The organism is Salmonella sp. 741265050_HSA, assembly GCF_046569445.1.
Taxonomy (GTDB): Bacteria; Pseudomonadota; Gammaproteobacteria; order Enterobacterales; family Enterobacteriaceae; genus Salmonella; species Salmonella enterica.
Window position 1 is genome coordinate 82437 of sequence record NZ_JBKFSV010000006.1, and the last position, 19702, is coordinate 102138.

17 protein-coding genes are annotated in these 19702 nt (G+C 55.6%); 5 read left to right on the forward strand and 12 right to left on the reverse strand.

Annotated elements, in window-relative coordinates; translation table 11 throughout:
• Positions 1-18: 18 nt before the first annotated feature.
• Positions 19-1956 carry a murein transglycosylase gene (sltY, locus tag ACLD4F_RS13230; RefSeq protein ID WP_000373271.1) on the reverse strand — a complete coding sequence of 646 codons (1938 nt, stop codon included), beginning with the start codon at positions 1954-1956 and terminating at the stop codon, positions 19-21.
• A 208-nt stretch (positions 1957-2164) separates the two neighbouring features.
• Between sltY and ettA the strand changes: the two genes are divergently transcribed.
• Positions 2165-3832, forward strand: coding sequence for an energy-dependent translational throttle protein EttA (ettA, locus tag ACLD4F_RS13235; protein WP_000046770.1), 1668 nt, complete (start codon positions 2165-2167; stop codon positions 3830-3832).
• Positions 3833-3949: 117 nt separating this feature from the next.
• Here the strand turns inward: ettA and nadR are convergent, their stop codons facing one another.
• From nadR to serB, 3 genes are all read right to left on the reverse strand, one after another.
• Positions 3950-5182 carry a multifunctional transcriptional regulator/nicotinamide-nucleotide adenylyltransferase/ribosylnicotinamide kinase NadR gene (gene nadR / locus ACLD4F_RS13240; RefSeq protein ID WP_001532645.1) on the reverse strand — a complete coding sequence of 411 codons (1233 nt, stop codon included), beginning with the start codon at positions 5180-5182 and terminating at the stop codon, positions 3950-3952.
• A gap of 150 nt (positions 5183-5332) precedes the next feature.
• Positions 5333-6715, reverse strand: coding sequence for a DNA repair protein RadA (gene radA, locus ACLD4F_RS13245; protein WP_001029710.1), 1383 nt, complete (start codon positions 6713-6715; stop codon positions 5333-5335).
• Positions 6716-6798: 83 nt separating this feature from the next.
• On the reverse strand, positions 6799-7767 hold the full coding sequence (gene serB, locus ACLD4F_RS13250) for a phosphoserine phosphatase (RefSeq protein WP_001132983.1): 969 nt from the start codon (positions 7765-7767) through the stop codon (positions 6799-6801).
• Between the two features lie 116 nt (positions 7768-7883).
• On the opposite strand from serB, the gene ACLD4F_RS13255 reads away from it, so the two are divergent.
• Together ACLD4F_RS13255 and lplA are read left to right on the forward strand one after the other, a co-directional pair.
• Positions 7884-8528 (forward strand): YtjB family periplasmic protein, encoded by a 645-nt coding sequence (locus ACLD4F_RS13255; RefSeq protein WP_000090067.1) that lies wholly within the window; start codon positions 7884-7886, stop codon positions 8526-8528.
• Positions 8529-8561: 33 nt separating this feature from the next.
• A complete protein-coding gene (lplA, locus tag ACLD4F_RS13260) occupies positions 8562-9578 on the forward strand; it encodes a lipoate--protein ligase LplA (protein ID WP_411010879.1) in 1017 nt (338 codons plus the stop codon).
• Positions 9579-9662: 84 nt separating this feature from the next.
• Here lplA and ACLD4F_RS13265 read toward each other — a convergent pair whose 3' ends face one another.
• From ACLD4F_RS13265 to deoC, 5 genes are all read right to left on the reverse strand, one after another.
• On the reverse strand, positions 9663-10154 hold the full coding sequence (locus ACLD4F_RS13265) for an REP-associated tyrosine transposase (RefSeq protein ID WP_000073956.1): 492 nt from the start codon (positions 10152-10154) through the stop codon (positions 9663-9665).
• 206 nt (positions 10155-10360) lie between these two features.
• Positions 10361-11080, reverse strand: a complete 720-nt coding sequence (gene deoD, locus ACLD4F_RS13270) for a purine-nucleoside phosphorylase (RefSeq protein WP_411010880.1) — start codon at positions 11078-11080, stop codon at positions 10361-10363.
• 209 nt (positions 11081-11289) lie between these two features.
• The gene (deoB, locus tag ACLD4F_RS13275; protein WP_079944421.1) at positions 11290-12513 is read right to left on the reverse strand and encodes a phosphopentomutase; all 1224 of its coding nucleotides are present in this window, start codon (positions 12511-12513) and stop codon (positions 11290-11292) included.
• A gap of 51 nt (positions 12514-12564) precedes the next feature.
• Positions 12565-13887 (reverse strand): thymidine phosphorylase, encoded by a 1323-nt coding sequence (gene deoA, locus ACLD4F_RS13280; RefSeq protein WP_411010881.1) that lies wholly within the window; start codon positions 13885-13887, stop codon positions 12565-12567.
• A gap of 123 nt (positions 13888-14010) precedes the next feature.
• Positions 14011-14790 carry a deoxyribose-phosphate aldolase gene (gene deoC / locus ACLD4F_RS13285; RefSeq protein ID WP_001519713.1) on the reverse strand — a complete coding sequence of 260 codons (780 nt, stop codon included), beginning with the start codon at positions 14788-14790 and terminating at the stop codon, positions 14011-14013.
• A gap of 259 nt (positions 14791-15049) precedes the next feature.
• Between deoC and ACLD4F_RS13290 the strand changes: the two genes are divergently transcribed.
• Together ACLD4F_RS13290 and ACLD4F_RS13295 are read left to right on the forward strand one after the other, a co-directional pair.
• Entirely contained in the window at positions 15050-16600 is a 1551-nt protein-coding gene (locus ACLD4F_RS13290; RefSeq protein WP_411010882.1) for a YjjI family glycine radical enzyme, read from the forward strand.
• Complete coding sequence (locus tag ACLD4F_RS13295; protein WP_001064943.1) at positions 16572-17435, forward strand: YjjW family glycine radical enzyme activase; 864 nt, start codon at positions 16572-16574, stop codon at positions 17433-17435. Before ACLD4F_RS13290 ends, ACLD4F_RS13295 begins: the two co-directional genes overlap by 29 nt.
• Before the next feature lie 32 nt (positions 17436-17467).
• Here ACLD4F_RS13295 and ACLD4F_RS13300 read toward each other — a convergent pair whose 3' ends face one another.
• The 3 genes from ACLD4F_RS13300 to ACLD4F_RS13310 form a co-directional block, all read right to left on the reverse strand.
• The gene (locus tag ACLD4F_RS13300) at positions 17468-18241 is read right to left on the reverse strand and encodes a metal-dependent hydrolase (protein WP_000119005.1); all 774 of its coding nucleotides are present in this window, start codon (positions 18239-18241) and stop codon (positions 17468-17470) included.
• The gene (locus ACLD4F_RS13305) at positions 18238-19311 is read right to left on the reverse strand and encodes a patatin family protein (protein WP_000531538.1); all 1074 of its coding nucleotides are present in this window, start codon (positions 19309-19311) and stop codon (positions 18238-18240) included. Before ACLD4F_RS13305 ends, ACLD4F_RS13300 begins: the two co-directional genes overlap by 4 nt.
• Positions 19312-19434: 123 nt before the next feature.
• Positions 19435-19596, reverse strand: a complete 162-nt coding sequence (locus ACLD4F_RS13310) for a DUF1328 domain-containing protein (protein ID WP_000490276.1) — start codon at positions 19594-19596, stop codon at positions 19435-19437.
• Positions 19597-19702: the final 106 nt, after the last annotated feature.

The window sequence follows — 19702 nt, forward strand, 5'->3', positions numbered from 1 at the left end:
TAACATAACCCGTCTGCATTAATACCGTTGCTGCCACTCAGAGTCGCTCATTAAGGCCTCTTTCTGCCCCATAAAGTGGCGATAGTAAGCGTCATAGGCCAGAACGTTTTTCACGTAGCCGCGCGTTTCCGAAAAGGGAATGCTTTCGACAAACGCTACGGCATCGATACGCCCGGCGCTATTGCCAAGCCAGGTGCGCACGCGCCCCGGCCCGGCGTTATACGCCGCCGAGGCGAAAATACGGTTATTACCAAACTGCTGATAGACATACTGCAAATAGCTGGTGCCAATGTTGATGTTGGTCTCCGGCTCCAGCAGTTGGCCGGGGCCGCGGTAGTCCGGAATCGAAAACATTTTCACCGTATGGGTGGCCGTTCCCGGCATAATCTGCATTAAGCCGCTGGCCCCTACCGGCGATTTTACTTTCGGGTTCCAGGCGCTCTCCTGGCGGGCAATCGCCATGGCATAGCTTTGTGAGATATCTTTTCCGCGGGTATAGCGGGTAAAAAGATCGTTATACGCCAGCGGGAAACGCTCCTCCAGATGATCCCACAGTTTTCCGGCGATCGTCGCCTGTACGCTCAGATCCCACCAGTGCTGGTTAAACGCATAGCGCGCCAGCTGCGCCTGTTCAGATTTACTACGGCTTTTTACCAGATTCGCCCATTCGCTGCGCGCCGTGTTATCCAGGTTCCAGTACATCAGCTCCCGTACACGCGCCATCTCCGGCCCCTGCGTCAACGCGCTGTTTACGTTGGCGGGCGCTTTATCGATTTTAAGCGTGTACTCTTCGCCTAAACGCTGCGCCGCGACCATCGGATAAAAACCGCGCTTCTGCATTAAAGCATGAAGGATCTCTTTCGCTTCGGCGTCACGACCGCGCTCCAGCAATAAATCCGCCTGCCAGTAACGCCACTCGTCTTTCTCTTTCGCCTCCATTGGCAGTCGGGCAAGCCAGGTATTGAGACCGCGACGATCGCCCATCCCCAGCGCCATACGCACGCGCCGCTCGATAAGCGACGTCGATTGCGAGCGCATAATCGCGTCATCGCGCCATTTCGCCTGCGCATCGGTCACATCGTTGCCCATCAGTCGCCAGGCAACGATATCGCGCAGCGCCTGCGTTTGTTCCTCATTAAGTTTCTGCGCCTGTACCAGCGAGGGGATCATCAGACGCGCATTTTCCGCGTCCTGGCGGGCGACGCTGGCAAACGCGACTTCCGCCATCTGGCGGGTAAAATCGGTGGCGCCGGTGGTGCGTGCGAAGGTCAACACGTTATTAGGATCATTAGCGAGGGTAATGATCGCTGAGGCGATCGTTTGATATTCCGCCGGCATCTGTCCGGCCAGCACCGTAACCAACCCCGTATTCCCGGCTTTCATCGCCAGCCGAATACGTTCCAGATACGCCAGCGGGTCTTGCTTGCCGGAGGCCCGCCAGACGCTGAACAGTTTATCGCAGGCATTCGGCTGACTTTTGCCGGTCAGCCAAAGGTCTTTCGCGCCCTGCCAGGCCGCTTCCGTTTGCCCGGTACTCCATTTCGCGTAGTAATAGTTACATTGCGCTTCCGTGGTGCCGGGTTTCTCCGGGCTAAACGCCAGCAAGCCGCGCCAGTCTTCACGACGCGCCAGCTCATTGACGAAGCGTGATTGCAGCGTACGCGCAGGCGGAAGCGTAGGATTGGCGCGCACAAACTGCGTGACAGCAATCGCCGGTTGGTTCATCAAATCGTCGGTGATCTTACGGTATTCCAGATACGGGTAGAGCGGATAATCTTTCAGACCCGGCATCATCTGCTCTACCACATCCATCTGGCGGTTGTCCCAGGCCTGCTTAATCTGCGCATAGCGGTTACGCTGCTCTTCCAGTGAGTCGGCCCGCGCGAGGTGACAAAAGGTCAGCAGGCATACGCTGGCGGCGACGAGACGCCAGACAAATGGTTTGGCTCTATCCACAAGCTCTTCCTCAATTGTTATCCAATGCAGCATCATGCCGCGTAATGAATTTATGCTAACCAGTCATAGCCATTTGCGCCACGTTACGGACACTTTTTTACTTTTATTGCGAGTGCGATCTGCTGGCTGGGCTTAGGCAGGGAAAAAGGCTACACTTCGCCTTTGACATCTATTCACCATCACGATAAACATAGAGGCGAAGTCCAACGTGGCTCAATTCGTTTATACCATGCATCGTGTCGGCAAAGTGGTTCCGCCGAAACGTCATATTCTGAAAAACATCTCGCTGAGCTTCTTCCCTGGCGCCAAAATCGGCGTGCTGGGCCTTAACGGCGCCGGTAAGTCCACCCTGCTGCGCATCATGGCGGGTCTCGATAAAGATATCGAGGGCGAAGCGCGCCCGCAGCCCGGCATTAAGATTGGCTACCTGCCGCAGGAACCTCAGCTAAACCCGGAACATACGGTACGCGAGTCGATTGAAGAGGCCGTTTCGGAAGTGGTTAACGCCCTCAAACGTCTGGATGAAGTGTACGCGCTGTATGCCGATCCGGATGCCGACTTCGACAAGCTGGCGGCAGAGCAAGGCCGGCTTGAAGAGATTATCCAGGCGCACGACGGTCATAACCTGAACGTGCAGCTTGAGCGCGCTGCTGACGCCCTGCGTCTGCCGGACTGGGATGCCAAAGTCGAAAAACTGTCCGGCGGCGAGCGCCGTCGCGTGGCGCTGTGCCGTCTGTTGCTGGAAAAGCCGGATATGCTGCTGCTCGACGAACCCACCAACCACCTGGATGCCGAATCTGTTGCGTGGCTGGAACGTTTCCTGCACGACTTCGAAGGCACCGTCGTGGCGATTACCCACGACCGTTACTTCCTCGATAACGTCGCCGGTTGGATTCTGGAACTTGACCGCGGCGAAGGTATTCCGTGGGAAGGCAACTACTCCTCCTGGCTGGAGCAGAAAGATCAGCGTCTGGCGCAGGAAGCGTCTGCCGAAGCGGCGCGCCGTAAATCCATTGAGAAAGAGCTGGAGTGGGTGCGTCAGGGCGCGAAAGGCCGTCAGTCGAAAGGTAAGGCGCGTCTGGCTCGCTTTGAAGAACTGAACAGCGTTGAGTATCAGAAACGTAACGAAACCAACGAACTGTTTATTCCACCAGGACCGCGCCTGGGCGACAAAGTCATTGAAGTCAGCAACCTGCGTAAATCCTACGGCGACCGCGTACTGATCGACGACCTGAGCTTCTCGGTACCGAAAGGCGCTATCGTCGGGATCATCGGGCCAAACGGCGCGGGTAAATCGACCCTGTTCCGCATGATGTCCGGTCAGGAGCAGCCTGATAGCGGCACCATTACGCTGGGTGAAACCGTCAAGCTGGCCTCGGTCGATCAGTTCCGCGACGCGATGGACAATAGCAAAACCGTCTGGGAAGAAGTGTCCGGCGGGCTGGATATCATGAAGATCGGCAATACCGAAATGCCAAGCCGCGCCTATGTAGGCCGCTTCAACTTCAAAGGCGTCGATCAGGGCAAACGCGTTGGCGAACTGTCCGGCGGTGAGCGCGGTCGTTTGCATCTGGCGAAGCTGCTGCAGGTGGGCGGCAACGTCCTGCTGCTCGACGAACCGACGAACGACCTGGATATCGAAACCCTGCGCGCGCTGGAAAACGCCCTGCTGGAGTTCCCTGGCTGCGCGATGGTTATCTCGCACGACCGTTGGTTCCTTGACCGTATCGCCACCCACATCCTGGATTATCAGGATGAAGGTAAGGTGGAATTCTTCGAAGGCAACTTTACCGAATACGAAGAGTACAAGAAACGCACGCTGGGCGCCGAGGCGCTGGAGCCGAAGCGTATCAAGTACAAGCGTATTGCCAAATAAATGTCTGAATGCCGGGTGGCGCTTGCGCTTACCCGGCCTACAAACCCAGCGATTCCAGTACGTTGTGAAACTGTAGGCCTGATAAGACGCGGTAAGCGTCGCATCAGGCATTGGTTCTTATCCCTGCTCGCCCATCATCTCTTTCACCAGTTCCACACAGCGCAAAAAGCGGCCATCGTAATCAGCCTCTTTAACGTGAACGAACTCAATGTTGTTCTCTTTCAGCATCTCGACCAGCAGGTTCTGGAACGCTTTGCGATCCACTGAACTGCCCAGGCTTCGCAGTCCGTCAGCTATCCACGGCGTATTATTCTCCAGCAAAATCACCAGGTCGAAGCGATACTCGTCGATCAGCGCCTGGACAAACGGATGCTCGCGCCCTTCGTATTTTTTGCAAAATGCCTGGGTGGTGACGAAATCGGTATCGATAAACGCCACTTTATTCGCATATTTCACTGCAAAATCAATATATTGCGCATGACCCAGCGCAATTTTATCGTAGTCGGAATACTGTAACGCCATCTCATCGCCGCCCAGATGCGAAAAGACATAGTCGCGGCCATATTCCCAGGCGCTGGTGGTATTAAAAATATTGGCGAGCTTATTGACCAGCGTAGACTTGCCGCTTGATTCCCCGCCCAGAATCGCGACGGTACGCACGAAAAACGGCTTCACTTCGGTAGGAATATATTCCCAGTAACGAAACGGATTTTCGCGGATTTGCGCCCCGCTGATATTCATAAACGTGCGTTCAGGATCGACCAGCACCGTCTCAATCCCTAAATGCTCAAGGTACTGCGGCGCATCAGCCTCTTCGGAAGTGTAGATCCAGCTCGGCTGTATTCCCTTCTCTGCCATAAACGCTTTAATGCCGTTGCTCCAGACGTCCCAGCCATGCGGATAAGGCTCCATCCCCTCTTCATTAAAGGCGTGGATACGAATATTTTTTTGGTATTTGAAGGTTTGCAATAACCAGCGCAGGCGATCCGACACGGTGGGCTGCTGCGACATGGCGCTATCCTCAAACAGCCCACGGTCGCGCGTATCGTCATAACCCATAATGATGTGCAACTCATCCACCTGGCTACAGGCGCGCTGGATCAAGTAGATATGTCCGGTATGCAATGGATAAAATTTACCGAACACCACGCCAATGTTTTTCTGCCGGCGGGGAAACTCCAGCCCGAGAAAACGGTGTAGCGCCTCCAGTTTTTGCGCGCTGGGGCTTTTGATTTTGGCGTTAAGTAACTGACTCAGATACCCCTTGGTCATACCGCTGGCGTCAGCCACCTGTTGCAGAGTGCAACCTTGCTGCTTAATCGCGGTTTTGAGATAGTCGAACGATGACACAAGAGCCTCCTGCTGGAAAAATCGCATAACACTGCCTGATGGCGCTTCGCTTATCAGGCCTACAACATCAATCCGTATCAATCCGTAGGCCGGATAAGACGCATTGCATCGCCATCCGGCAAATTATACAACATCACTACATACAGAGAATTATAAGTCGTCAAACACGCTTAACGCATCTGCGAGCTTTTTAACACCGAACACCTGCATGCCTTCCGGCGGCTTTTTCGGTACGTTGGCGGCAGGCACAATCGCCCGACGAAAACCGTGTTTCGCCGCCTCGGAAATACGCTCCTGCCCGCTCGGCACCGGACGAATCTCGCCTGCCAGCCCCACTTCACCAAACACCACCAGATCCTGCGGCAACGGCCTGTCACGCAGGCTGGAGACCATCGCCAGCAGTAAAGCCAGATCCGCGCTGGTTTCGGTGACTTTCACGCCGCCGACCACGTTGACGAAGACGTCCTGATCCGACATTTGCAGACCACCGTGTCGGTGCAGCACCGCCAGCAGGATTGCCAGACGGTTTTGTTCCAGACCGACCGCCACGCGTCTGGGGTTCGCCATCATCGAGTGATCGACCAGCGCCTGAATCTCCACCAGCAACGGTCGCGTACCTTCCCAGACGACCATCACTGAACTACCGGAAGTGACCTCATCGCCGCGGCTTAAAAAGATGGCGGACGGATTGCTCACTTCGCGCAACCCCTGTTCGGTCATGGCGAAGACGCCCAGCTCATTGACTGCGCCAAAGCGGTTTTTGTGGCTGCGCAGCGTGCGGAAACGAGAATCGGCGTCGCCGTCGAGCAATACTGAGCAATCGATACAGTGTTCCAGCACTTTCGGCCCCGCCAGCGACCCGTCTTTGGTGACGTGGCCGACCATCACGATCGCCACGCCGCGCGTTTTGGCGAAGCGCGTCAGGTAGGCGGCCGTTTCGCGGACCTGGGCGACGCTGCCTGGCGACGACTGGATGTCCGCCATATGCATCACCTGTATGGAGTCGATCACCATCAGTTTCGGCTGTTCTTCTTCGGCAATCAGGCAAATTTGTTCGATGCTGGTTTCCGACAGCATATTCAGATTCGCCGTCGGCAGGCCAAGCCGATGCGCGCGCATCGCCACCTGCTGTAGCGATTCTTCGCCGGTGACGTACAGCGTTTTCATCTGCTCGGCGAGCTTGCACAGCGTTTGTAGCAGCAACGTTGATTTGCCCGCGCCGGGATTACCGCCAATCAAAATGGCGCTGCCGGGTACCACCCCGCCGCCCAGCACGCGGTCAAACTCTTTAAAACCGGTAGAAAAGCGCGGCAGTTCCTCAAGACTGATGTCAGACAGTTTCTGCACTTTTGATACGCCCGCACTGCCGGCGTATCCGCTCAGACGTTCGTTACGCGCCACCGTCGGCGATGCGGCAAGGCGCACCTCGGTAATGGTGTTCCAGGCATGGCAGGCGCTGCATTGCCCCTGCCAGCGCGGGTAATCGGCCCCGCATTCATTACAAACAAAGGCGCGTTTGGGAGCTTTTGCCACGTTTTACCTCTTTCGTTAACGCTGTTGCCGGATGGCGCTGGCGCTTATCCGGCCTACGGTCGCCTTGCCATTGGGCAGGTTAATCATTTCTGGTTCATGCTGCCGGAGAGAATGCAAAACACGCCCATCAGGTCAGCGTGGCGGATCGTAATCTCCGTCTTTTCGTTTACTTTTGGCTTGGCATGGAAGGCAATACCTAACCCTGCCGCTTTGATCATTGGCAGATCGTTAGCACCATCGCCAATCGCCACCGTCTGCGCCAGCGGGATGTCATGCTCTTGCGCCAGACGAAGCAAGGTATTGGCTTTATACTCAGCATCCACAATATCGCCGATAACGTGGCCGGTAAATTTACCGTCCATGATCTCCAGCTCATTGGCGACTGCCGCCGTCAGACGTAGCTGGTCACGCAGATAGTCGGCGAAGAAAGTGAAGCCGCCGGAGGCGATAGCGATTTTCCAGCCAAGCGCTTCCAGTTTTAGCACCAACTGCGTTAATCCTGGCATTAGCGGCAGATTCCCGCGCACCTGGCGCAAAATATCGGCATCCGCGCCTTTCAGCGTCGCCACGCGGCTGCGCAGGCTGGCGGTAAAATCAAGCTCGCCGCGCATCGCGCGCTCCGTCACTTCAGCCACCTTCTCACCGGTACCGGCCAGCTTCGCGATTTCATCGATACACTCAATTTGGATCGCCGTGGAATCCATATCCATGACCAGCAGCCCCGGCGTGCGCAGATGCGGAATTTTACCCAGCGGCGCGACATCCAGCTGCGCCTCATGCGCCAGCCGCGTCGCACGCGGCGTTAGCGACCCCGCCAGACGAATGACCTGATAATCCTCCACGCACCAGGCGGCGACAATCACCATTGCGGCGCCCAGTTTGGTCTGATATTGAGTTAAACGCTGCTTATCCAGCCCGCGCCCATACAGCAGCCAACCGCTGCGGCCTGCATGGTAATCCAGAGGCATCACCTCGTCGCCGCTTAAAGAAAGAGGCAAACCAGGCCATAAAGAGACATCTTCAGGCAGATCGCACCAGGTAATGTTAGGCATTAAAGCTCCTGTAAATCGTTCAGGCCGGTAACCGCCCCGCGGAAAATAACGCATGAGGCTACCTTGTAACCATCGCTTCTGGCAACATTAAGCCTCAAATTTTCAGCAGGTGGAATATGGCTCGCGCAAAACTGAAATTTCGGCTGCATCGTGCAGTCATTGTATTGTTCTGTCTCACACTGCTCGTCGCGCTCATGCAGGGCGCGTCCTGGTTTAGTCAAAACCACCAGCGACAGCGCAACCCGCAGCTGGAAGAGCTGGCCCGCACGCTGGCGCGCCAGGTGACGCTCAACATCGCCCCGCTGATGCGCAGCGAAACACCGGACGAAAATCGCATCAACGCCGTGCTGCGTCAGCTCACGCAAGAGAGCCGTATTCTGGATGCTGGCGTCTATGATGAACAGGGCGATCTTATTACTCGCGCTGGTGAAAGCGTCAACGTGCGCGACAGGCTGGCGCTGGATGGCAAAAAAGCGGGCAGCTATTTTAACCAACAAATTGTCGAGCCTATCCAGGGGAAAAACGGCCCATTGGGCTACCTGCGTCTGACGCTGGATACCCACACGCTGGCCACCGAAGCAAAGCAGGTCGATAACACCACCAACATTCTACGCCTGATGCTGCTACTCTCGCTGGCGATAGGCGTGGTGCTGACGCGCACCTTGCTACAAGGTAAACGCACCCGCTGGCAGCAGTCGCCCTTCCTGCTAACGGCCAGCAAGCCTGTTCCGGAAGAGGAAGAGCGTGAGGAAAAAGAGTAAAATGACGGCTTAATAAAGGTAAGGAAAACCACCATGACAACATTACGCCTGCTTATTTCTGACTCTTATGACCCCTGGTTTAACCTGGCGGTCGAGGAGTGCATTTTCCGCCAGATGCCCGCCACCCAGCGCGTGCTGTTCCTGTGGCGCAACGCGGATACGGTGGTGATTGGACGCGCGCAAAACCCGTGGAAAGAGTGTAATACGCGGCGTATGGAAGAAGATAACGTCCGTCTGGCCCGCCGTAGCAGCGGCGGCGGCGCGGTATTCCATGACCTCGGTAATACCTGCTTTACCTTTATGGCCGGTAAACCGGAATACGATAAAACCATCTCCACCCATATTGTGCTCGCGGCGCTGAATTCGCTGGGCGTTATGGCCGATGCTTCGGGACGCAACGATCTGGTCGTAAAAACGCCGGACGGCGATCGCAAAGTCTCCGGTTCAGCCTATCGCGAAACCAAAGATCGCGGCTTCCATCACGGTACGCTGCTGTTGAACGCCGACCTCAGCCGTCTGGCGAACTATCTGAATCCCGATAAAAAGAAACTTGCGGCGAAAGGGATTACCTCCGTTCGCTCCCGCGTGGCCAATCTTACCGAGCTATTACCGGGTATCACCCATGAACAGGTCTGCCAGGCGGTCACGGAAGCCTTTTTCGCCCATTACGGCGAACGCGTCGACGCGGAAGTGATTTCACCGGATAAAACGCCGGATCTGCCGAATTTTGCCGAAACCTTTGCGCGCCAGAGCAGTTGGGAGTGGAATTTCGGCCAGGCACCGGCGTTCAGCCATCTGCTGGACGAGCGTTTCACCTGGGGCGGCGTCGAGCTGCATTTTGACGTCGAGAAAGGTCATATCACCCGTGCGCAGGTGTTTACCGATAGCCTGAACCCGGCACCGCTGGAAGCGCTGGCGGGGCGGCTGCAAGGGTGTTTGTACCGCGCGGATGTGCTGCAACAGGCGTGCGAAGCGCTGATAGCGACGTTTCCGGAACAGGAGAGTGAGTTGCGGGAACTGGCGAATTGGGTCGCACGGGCCGTGCGTTAAAGAATTGCCGGATGGCAGCTACGCCTTATCCGGCCTACAAATGAGTGCTTTCTGTAGGCCGGATAAGCAACGCGCCATCCGGCATTACCGCCACTCACCAGCGTCAAGATCCCTCACCTCCCCCGCCCAATCAACCGGGTAAACGCCATTGCGAACATCACGATGAAAGGTCGAAAACGGCCAGTCCTGCACCCGCCTTACCCAACCGTGCTTCACGGGGTTGAAGTAGAGGTAATCGGCATGTCGGCGAAAATCCTTTTCGTCGCGAATCGCGTGCTCCCAGAATCGTGGCTGCCACACGTCATGGCGCATTATCGATTTGGTAAATAACTTTTTAAGCTCCCGCCAGCGAGATGAAAAGTCACAATCGTTCTCAGGAAGCGTCCAGATGCAATGCAGATGCTCAGGCAACACGACAAAAGCATCAATTTGAAAAGGCTTCGTATTTTTCACTCGGCGAATAGCAGAGCGTAATTCCGCAATCTGGCGGACAAGTAAATCACTTTTCCGGTTTTTCAGATTAACCGTGAAAAACCAGGTGCCACCGTTAATGTAATAACGACGATAGTTCGACATTTTGTTCATTCCTTAAACAAAATCCAAACGTAACGGGTTAATAGCAAAAGGCAATGCGGAGAGGGTAATTCGGGAATGAGGCTCGCAGTATAAACAGCAGATTGCCGGATGGCGGCTACGCCTTATTCAGCCTACAAGTCGATCCGGTAACAACCGCAGGCCGTTGTAGGCCCGGTAAGCGAAGCGCCACCGGGCACAGCACAATCTTACTCTTTATCGCCCAGCAGTACGGATTCCAGTGCGATTTTGATCATGTCGTTGAAGGTCGTCTGACGCTCAGCGGCAGTGGTCTGCTCATGGGTACGGATGTGGTCGGACACGGTGCAGATAGTCAGCGCTTTCGCGCCAAACTCAGCTGCTACACCGTAGATACCCGCCGCTTCCATCTCTACGCCCAGTACGCCGTATTTTTCCATCACGTCGAACATTTCGCCGTCCGGAGAGTAGAACAGGTCTGCGGAGAACAGGTTGCCCACGCGCGCGTCTACGCCCAGCGCTTTTGCTGCGTCAACCGCGTTACGCACCATGTCGAAGTCAGCGATAGCCGCGAAGTCATGATCTTTAAAACGGATACGGTTCACTTTGGAGTCGGTGCAGGCACCCATACCGATCACCACGTCGCGCAGTTTGACGTCCATGCGCACAGCGCCACAGGAGCCGACGCGAATGATTTTCTTCACGCCGAAATCGGTGATCAGCTCTTTGGTGTAGATGGAGCAGGACGGGATACCCATACCGTGGCCCATCACGGAGATCTTACGGCCTTTGTAAGTCCCGGTGAAACCTAACATGCCGCGAACGTTGTTCACTTCGCGGACATCTTCGAGGAAAGTCTCAGCCATGTGCTTCGCACGCAGCGGGTCGCCCGGCATCAATACGACGTCAGCGAAATCACCCATTTCTGCATTAATATGTGGAGTTGCCATCTTCAGTTCCCTTTAAATTTGTTGTTATTGCCTGATGGCGGCTACGCCTTATCAGGCCTACAAAACGTGTGTAAAAACAGTGAAATACCCTAAGGATTTCGCGTTGTAGGAAGGCGACGAATTCGTGAATCCCCGGGAGCATAGATGAACTATGTGACCGGGGTGAGCGAATGAAGTCAACGCATCTACAGCGCGAAAGACAACAGGTATCACAGCATGTTTTTACCGTAGTCCATCGGCGATGTACCAAAGTAGGTCGCCAGCGTCTGGCCGATATCCGCGAAGGTTTCACGGTGACCTAAAGAGCCCGGTTTGACTTTTGGACCGTAGATCAGCACCGGAATGTGCTCACGGGTATGGTCAGTACCGGTCCAGCTCGGGTCACAGCCGTGGTCAGCGGTCAGGATCAGAATGTCATCTTCACCCACCAGCTCCATCAGCTCCGGCAGACGGCGGTCAAACAGCTCCAGACCTGCGGCGTAGCCCGCGATGTCGCGACGGTGGCCCCAGGAAGAGTCGAAGTCAACGAAGTTAGTGAAGACGATGGTTTTATCGCCCGCTTCTTTCATCTCTTTGAGGGTCGCGTCGAACAGCGCGTCCAGACCGGTCGCTTTCACTTTCTTAGTGATGCCGCAGTTGGCGTAGATGTCGGCAATCTTACCGACGGACACCACGTGGCCCTGTTTTTCATCGACCAGTTTCTGCAGCACGGTCGGCGCTGGCGGTTCAACGGCCAGGTCGTGACGGTTACCGGTACGCTGGAAGTTACCGGCCTTGTCGCCGATAAACGGACGCGCGATAACGCGGCCAATGTTATAGCCGCCTTCGGTCAGCTCTTCACGGGCGATTTCGCACAGCTCGTAGAGTTTATCCAGGCCAAAGGTCTCTTCGTGGCAGGCAATCTGGAACACGGAGTCAGCGGAGGTGTAAAAAATCGGCTTGCCGGTTTTCATGTGCTCTTCGCCGAGCTGGTCCAGAATAACGGTGCCGGAAGAGTGGCAGTTACCGAGATAGCCCGGCAGGTTGGCGCGTTTCACCAGCTTATCCAGCAGTTCCTGCGGGAAGCTGTTTTCGTGATCGCTGAAATAGCCCCAGTCGAATAGCACCGGTACGCCGGCGATTTCCCAGTGGCCGGACGGCGTATCTTTGCCGGAGGACAGTTCGTGCGCCCATGCGTATGCGCCAATAACGTCCGCGTTGCCGTCCATGCCGGCGGCAATTTTACCGGTAGAGCCTTCATGCGCTTTCACCAGACCCAGACGAGTCAGGTTAGGCAGATTCAACGGGCCTTTACGGCCATTGTCAGCGTCGCCTTTGGCGCAAGCTTCTGCGATGTGGCCCAGAGTGTCGGAACCTACGTCGCCAAAACGATCCGCGTCTTCAGTAGCGCCGATGCCGAATGAGTCCAGCACCATAATAAATGCACGTTTCATATCTTCTCCGTACTTAGTGCTTCAAAAATAATTGATCAGATCAGTATACAACTATTCAGTAATTCGACGATAGACCGAAGGTGTGCTTGCTGGCGCTTTATCGTCAAGGATAATTGCCGCTTTGACGGCCTTCGCCGCTTCCTGCCAACTGGTTTCGTCTTTGGCATGAATCACCGCCAGCGGGCGCTGCCCGTCGATGCTGTCGCCCAGACGGGCCATGTCGGTAAAGCCAACGCTGTAATCAATGGTATCAGACGCCTGACGACGCCCACCGCCCATCGAGACGACCGCCATCCCCAGCGCACGCGTATCCATTGCGCTGATAAACCCTTCGGTATCAGCATATACCGCTTTGCTCAACATGGCGGTCGGCAGGTATTTATCGTAATTCTCAACGAAATCGCTCGGCCCTTTCTGCGCGGCCACCATACGACCAAAGACTTCTGCCGCTTTACCGTTATCCAGCACCGCCTGCAGTTTGGCACGCGCTTCGGCGTCGTCTTTCGCCAGCTGGCCGGAGATCAGCATCTCCACACATAGCGCCATAGTGACGTCAAACAAGCGCGGATTGCGGTATTCACCGGTCAGGAACTGCACGGCTTCACGCACTTCCACCGCGTTACCGGCGCTTGAAGCCAGCACCTGATTCATATCGGTTAACAACGCCGTAGTGCGAACTCCCGCGCCGTTTGCCACGCCGACAATCGCTTCAGCAAGGGCTTCAGAAAGTTCATAGGTTGGCATAAACGCGCCGCTGCCGACTTTGACGTCCATTACCAGCGCATCCAGCCCTTCGGCCAGTTTCTTGGCGAGGATGGAACCAGTGATCAGCGGAATAGAGTCCACCGTCGCGGTAATATCGCGGGTGGCGTAAAAACGTTTGTCCGCCGGTGCAAGCGAGCTGGTTTGCCCAATAATCGCCATACCCACGTCTTGAATAATTTCGCGGAAACGGTTGTCGTCCGGGAAGATATCGAAGCCCGGGATCGCTTCCAGTTTGTCGAGCGTACCGCCGGTATGTCCAAGGCCGCGACCGGAGATCATCGGCACATAACCGCCGCAGGCCGCTACCATTGGCCCCAACATCAGAGACGTCACGTCCCCTACGCCGCCGGTCGAATGCTTATCGACAATCGGGCCATTGAGATTCAGGCTTTTCCAGTCAAGGACAGTACCGGAATCCCGCATCGCCATGGTCAGCGAAACACGCTCCGGCATGGTCATATCGTGGAAGAAGATGGTCATCGCCAGGGCGGCAATCTGCCCTTCAGAGATAGTATTGTCACGAATACCATTGATAAAGAAACGAATTTCTTCGTCACTCAACGCATGACCATCACGCTTTTTACGAATAATTTCTTGTGCGAGAAACACGGTACCCTCCTGAGGGAAAAGAGTAGAAGGCTTACATCGCCGGATGGCGGCTAACGCCTTATCCGGCCTACAGGCCTGGATTTGTAGGCCGGATAAGCGCAGCGCCATCCGGCAAATCAGAGCTTAGTAGCTGCTGGCGCTCTTACCGTCGCCGTGACCCAGCGCCTTCAGCAGGCTTGCCAGCAGGCTGGATGCGCCAAAGCGGTAGTGACGAGAATCTGCCCAGTCAGCGCCAAACAGTTCGTCTGCAATCGCGAGGAATTTCTGCGCGTCTTCCGCCGTACGTACGCCGCCCGCCGGTTTGAAGCCAACGGTTTTGGAAACGCCCATGTCGCGGATCACTTCCATCATGATGCGCGCGCTTTCCGGCGTAGCGTTTACCGGCACTTTACCGGTAGAGGTTTTGATGAAATCCGCACCGGCTTTGATGGAGATTTCAGAGGCTTTACGAATCAGCGCCTCTTCTTTCAGCTCGCCGGTTTCGATAATCACTTTCAGCAATACGTTCGCTGCGGCACAAGCGTCTTTACAGGCTTTTACCAGGTCAAAACCCACCTGCTCGTTACCGGCGATCAACGCGCGGTACGGGAATACCACGTCCACTTCGTCAGCGCCGTAGGCGATCGCCGCACGGGTTTCCGCCAGCGCAATATCGATGTCATCATTGCCATGCGGGAAGTTAGTCACCGTTGCAATGCGGATGTCCGGCGTACCTTGTTCTTTCAGAGTTTTACGCGCAATCGGGATAAAACGCGGGTAAATACAAATCGCCGCCGTATTCCCGACCGGGGTTTTTGCCTGATGACACAACGCGATCACTTTTTCATTGGTGTCGTCATCGTTCAGAGTGGTCAGATCCATCAGTTTGAGCGCACGCAGGCTGCTTGCTTTTAAATCAGTCATGACATTCTCCAACGGCATTGCCGTATAAAATTTCACCTTGCGAGTCTGTTAATATTCTAACATTCACTCGCGATTACACTTCGATATACATCACAGTTAATGAAAACTACGTACAAATTTGCATTACTGTAATGAGATCTGAATCAAATTATCCCGCCGTCACCGTCTGTTCTTCGAGCGATAAGCGCATCAGGATCAAAGTCGGTTTGCCGCCGTTTTCTACAATAGCGCATCGTCCCGGCATAAAGAGGAAACGAAGATGCCTGCCTCATGCGAAACTGCGCTCCAGCAGCGTTGCCAGCAAATTGTGACCAGCCCGGTGCTCACGCCTGAACAAAAACGCCATTTTCTGGCGCTGGAAGCTGAAAACGCCCTGCCTTATCCCCCCCTGCCGGAAGATGCCCGCCAGGCGCTGGATGAAGGCGTCATTTGCGATATGTTTGAGGGGCACGCCCCCTTCAAACCGCGCTACGTGTTGCCCGATTACGCCCGATTTCTGGCTAACGGTTCACAGTGGCTGGAACTGGAAGGCGCGAAAGATCTGGATGATGCGTTATCCCTACTCACCATTCTGTATCATCACGTTCCTTCCGTGACGTCCATGCCGGTTTATCTCGGCCAGCTTGATGCGTTGCTGCAACCGTATGTTAGAATTCTAACACAAGATGCGATCGATATTCGAATAAAACGTTTCTGGCGTTATCTCGACAGAACGCTGCCAGACGCCTTTATGCATGCCAATATTGGCCCTGCCGATACGCCTGTCACACGAGCGATTTTGCGCGCTGATGCCGAGCTAAAGCAGGTGGCGCCTAACCTGACGTTTATCTACGATGCGGAAATCACGCCGGACGATCTGCTGCTGGAGGTCGCCAAAAACATTTGCGAATGCAGTAAGCCACACATTTCCAATGGCCCTGTAAATGATAAAATTTTCACAAAAGGCCATTATGGCATCGTCAGTTGTTATAACTCGCTACCGCTTGGCGGCGGCGGCAGTACGCTGGTACGTCTCAACCTGAAAGCCGTGGCAGAACGCAGTACGTCTGTCGATGACTTCTTTTCACGCACGCTACCGCACTACTGCCGACAGCAGATCGCCATCATTAATTCACGATGTGAATTCCTCTATGAAAAGTCACATTTCTTTGAGAATAGCTTTCTTGTACAGGAAGGTTTGATCGATCCCGAACGTTTTGCGCCGATGTTCGGTATGTACGGGCTGGCGGAAGCCGTGAACCTGCTGTGCGAAAACGCGGGCCTGAACGCCCGTTACGGCAAGAATGAAACGGCAAACGAGCTGGGCTACCGTATTAGCGCCCAACTGGCGGATTTCGTCGAAAATACGCCAGTGAAGTATGGCTGGAAGCAACGGGCGCTGCTCCATGCCCAGTCTGGCATCAGTTCCGATATTGGCACTACGCCGGGCGCACGTCTGCCGTATGGCGATGAACCGGACCCTATCACCCATTTGCAAACCGTCGCGCCGCATCATGCCTTTTATCATGCCGGGATCAGCGACATTCTGACGCTGGACGAAACCATCAAGCGTAATCCGCAGGCGCTGGTTCAGCTTTGTCTTGGCGCGTTCAAAGCCGGGATGCGGGAATTTACCGCCAATGTCAGCGGCAACAATCTGGTGCGCGTCACCGGTTATATGGTGCGCCTGTCGGATCTGGCGAAATTTCGCGCCGAAGGCTCGCGCACGAATACCACCTGGCTGGGAGAAGAAGCCGCACGTAATACCCGCATCCTGGAACGACAGCCACGCGTAGTCAGCCATGAACAACAGATGCGCTTTAGTCAGTAAGATCATTGCGTTTTCCTGCGTCGATGGGCCAGGCAGCCGCCTGGCATTATTCTTACAGGGCTGCAATTTGCGCTGCAAGAATTGCCATAACCCGTGGACGATGGGACGCTGTAACGACTGCGGGGAATGCGTATCGCAGTGTCCGCACCACGCCCTCAGCGTTGATGGCGGGAAAGTGGTATGGCGGTCGGACGTCTGCGAGCAGTGCGATACCTGCCTGAAAATGTGCCCACAGCAGGCAACGCCAATGGCGCAGACCATGAGCGTTGACGATGTGCTGCGTCATATTCGTAAAGCATCGCTGTTTATTGAAGGTATTACCGTCAGCGGCGGAGAGGCGACCACGCAATTACCGTTTATTGTGGCGCTATTTACGGCGATCAAAGCCGATCCGCAGTTACAACGACTGACCTGCCTGGTGGACAGTAATGGTCAGTTAAGCGAGACCGGCTGGCAGAAACTACTGCCGGTTTGCGACGGCGTAATGCTCGATCTGAAAGCCTGGAAGAGCGAGTGTCATCACCGTCTGACCGGACGTGATAACACGCATATTAAGCACAGTATCCGCTTTCTTGCTGCGCAGGGAAAACTGGCGGAGCTGCGGTTGCTGGTTATCCCGGGTCAGGTGGACTATGCGGCGCATATTGATTCACTGGCGGCGTTTATTACTTCGCTGGGCGAGGTTCCGGTGCGCCTGAATGCCTTTCATGCGCATGGCGTCTATGGCGAAGCGAAAGCCTGGCCAGGCGCGACGCCGCAAGAGGTAGAACGGCTGGCAGACGGATTGCGCGCGCGTGGGGTGGCGAAGCTGATTTTGCCGGCGCTATATTTGTAAGCGTCGCCTGCCGGACGGCGGCTGCGATGCCCTCAGAGCCGAAATAAGGTAATGGTATTGCGATACAGCGTATCGGCTATCACCTCTGCGGGCTCCGGACGTAATTCGCAGAGCGCATCAAATACGCGCGCCGCCTGCTCCGGGCGATTCGGCTGCCCCTGAAACCCCTTTAGCGGCATATCCGGCGCATCGGTCTCCAGCAACAGCGCGTCCAGCGGCAACCGCGCCATAACATCACGGGTTTTACTGGCGCGCGGGTAGGTGATGGTGCCGCCGACGCCGATTTTATAGCCCAGTCGCACAAAGCGTTCGGCCTGTTGCAGACTGCCGGCAAAACCATGCACCACACCGGTTCGCGGCAGATCCTGGCGCTTTAAATGCATCGCCAGTTTGTCATGCGTGCGCCGCGAGTGCAGGATCACCGGCAGATCGTAGCGTTTTGCCAGTTGCAGTTGCGCGTCTAAAAATCGCTCTTGCCTGGCGAACTGCGGATCGTCGCGATAAAGATCGAGACCGATCTCGCCTACCGCCACGACGTTCTGTTGTTGCGCCAGCGCCTGTTGCAGCTTATCAGGATCGTCATCGGCATGACGCTCAATCACAATGGGGTGCAATCCCAGCGCAGCATAAAGCGACGGGAAACGCGCCGCCAGCGCCAGCACGCGGGGAAAGTGAGCCGCCTCGGTCGCCGGCACGATGATTTTTTCAACGCCCGCCTCACAGGCACGCTGAATACTGGCGCGCTCATCGCCCGTAAAGGGCGGGAAATCAAAATGGCAGTGTGTATCAATAAAGCGCCAGCTCACGCCAGATCCTCGTCGGTAAATGTGGTGTCGTTTGCCTGCGGCGCGCTAATGACCTCCGCCACATGCGTATCATTGGCCACCGGCGCCGGAGGCACGACCACCGTTTCCGGCACGGCAATCCGCGACGAATGGCGCAAGAGAGGCGGCGTTGCGGCGAGCAATTTACCAACGGTGGCAAGGAAATAACGCCCGCATAATTGCCCGGTTTTGTAATCCTCACGCAGCGCCGGGATACGGCTGCCCAGCGCCATGCTGTGCAGCGGTTTCGGCGGATAAATTTCAATGATCCGCAGCTTACCCGGCGGCTTTTCAATAAATTGTTGGATCGCGCTGTAGGACGTTTCATGATGCTGCACCAGGTTGACCAACGGCTGTAGACTGCTCTCTCCCAGCCAGCGCTCCATACGCTTAAACCACTGCGGCGTGTAATACATTTGCGAGGGTACGGTGCGGATCACCACAATGGTTTTCGCCCCCCGCTTTGCCGCCTCCTGAACCGGAATGGCGTCGCTAATGCCACCGTCCAGATAGTTGATGCCCTCTAACGTAACGCCGGTACGGTAGAAACCCGGTATGGCGCTGGAGGCGCGAATGATATCAAGCCAGTTTTGTTTTGTCGGCGAGAAATAGCCCGGCGTGTAATCATCCCCCCGGCAGGCGCACATATAAAAGGATTTTCCGCTGTCAAACAGGCGCGCTGCGGTATCCATCTGCAGCGGCATCCGGGCGGCGGTGGACTCCACCAGCCAGTCGAGGTCGATAAGGTTTCCTCCGCGTACAAATCGTAGCGGATCAAAAAATTCGCGCCTGGTGGTATAGCGCATAATGACTTTACGCCCGTAGCCGGGCTGGTTGCAGAGATACGCCGAGAGATTTTGCGCACCGGCTGATGTGCCGAAGTAGAGATGGAAAGGATTAAACTGCGCACGCATAAACTCATCCAGCACGCCTGCGGTAAAGATGCCCCGCTGCCCCCCGCCCTCACAGACCAGCGCCATACGGCCTGGCCGGAACGGTGTTAATGATAACGGCGCAATATTGCCGAGCGTAACCGGTATTCGCTGGCCCACCTCTGCCTTCCTGTTTTTCATTTTTTTCCAGGCTGACAAGGTAACGCAAAACGTTAACGGCTAAAACCGTAAAAGCCAGTCCGCTGGACTGGCTTGATAGCAATATATCTTTACAGCTGCCTGCTAGGGTCGTTTACGGCCCATGAACAGGCTGACCAGGAAGAGCACGATCCCGACAACGAAGACGATTTTCGCCGCGCCGGCAGCCGTACCAGCCAGTCCACCAAAACCCAATGCGGCGGCAATTAACGCGATAACCAGAAATATAATGCCCCAACGAAACATAAGCCTCTCCTTTACCATAGTTAATGTCGACCGCTAAATATGAGCGCTCAGGCTACTCATTCGCGATATTTTTAGTGTGGTGCACATTACGCCTCCCGACAAACGT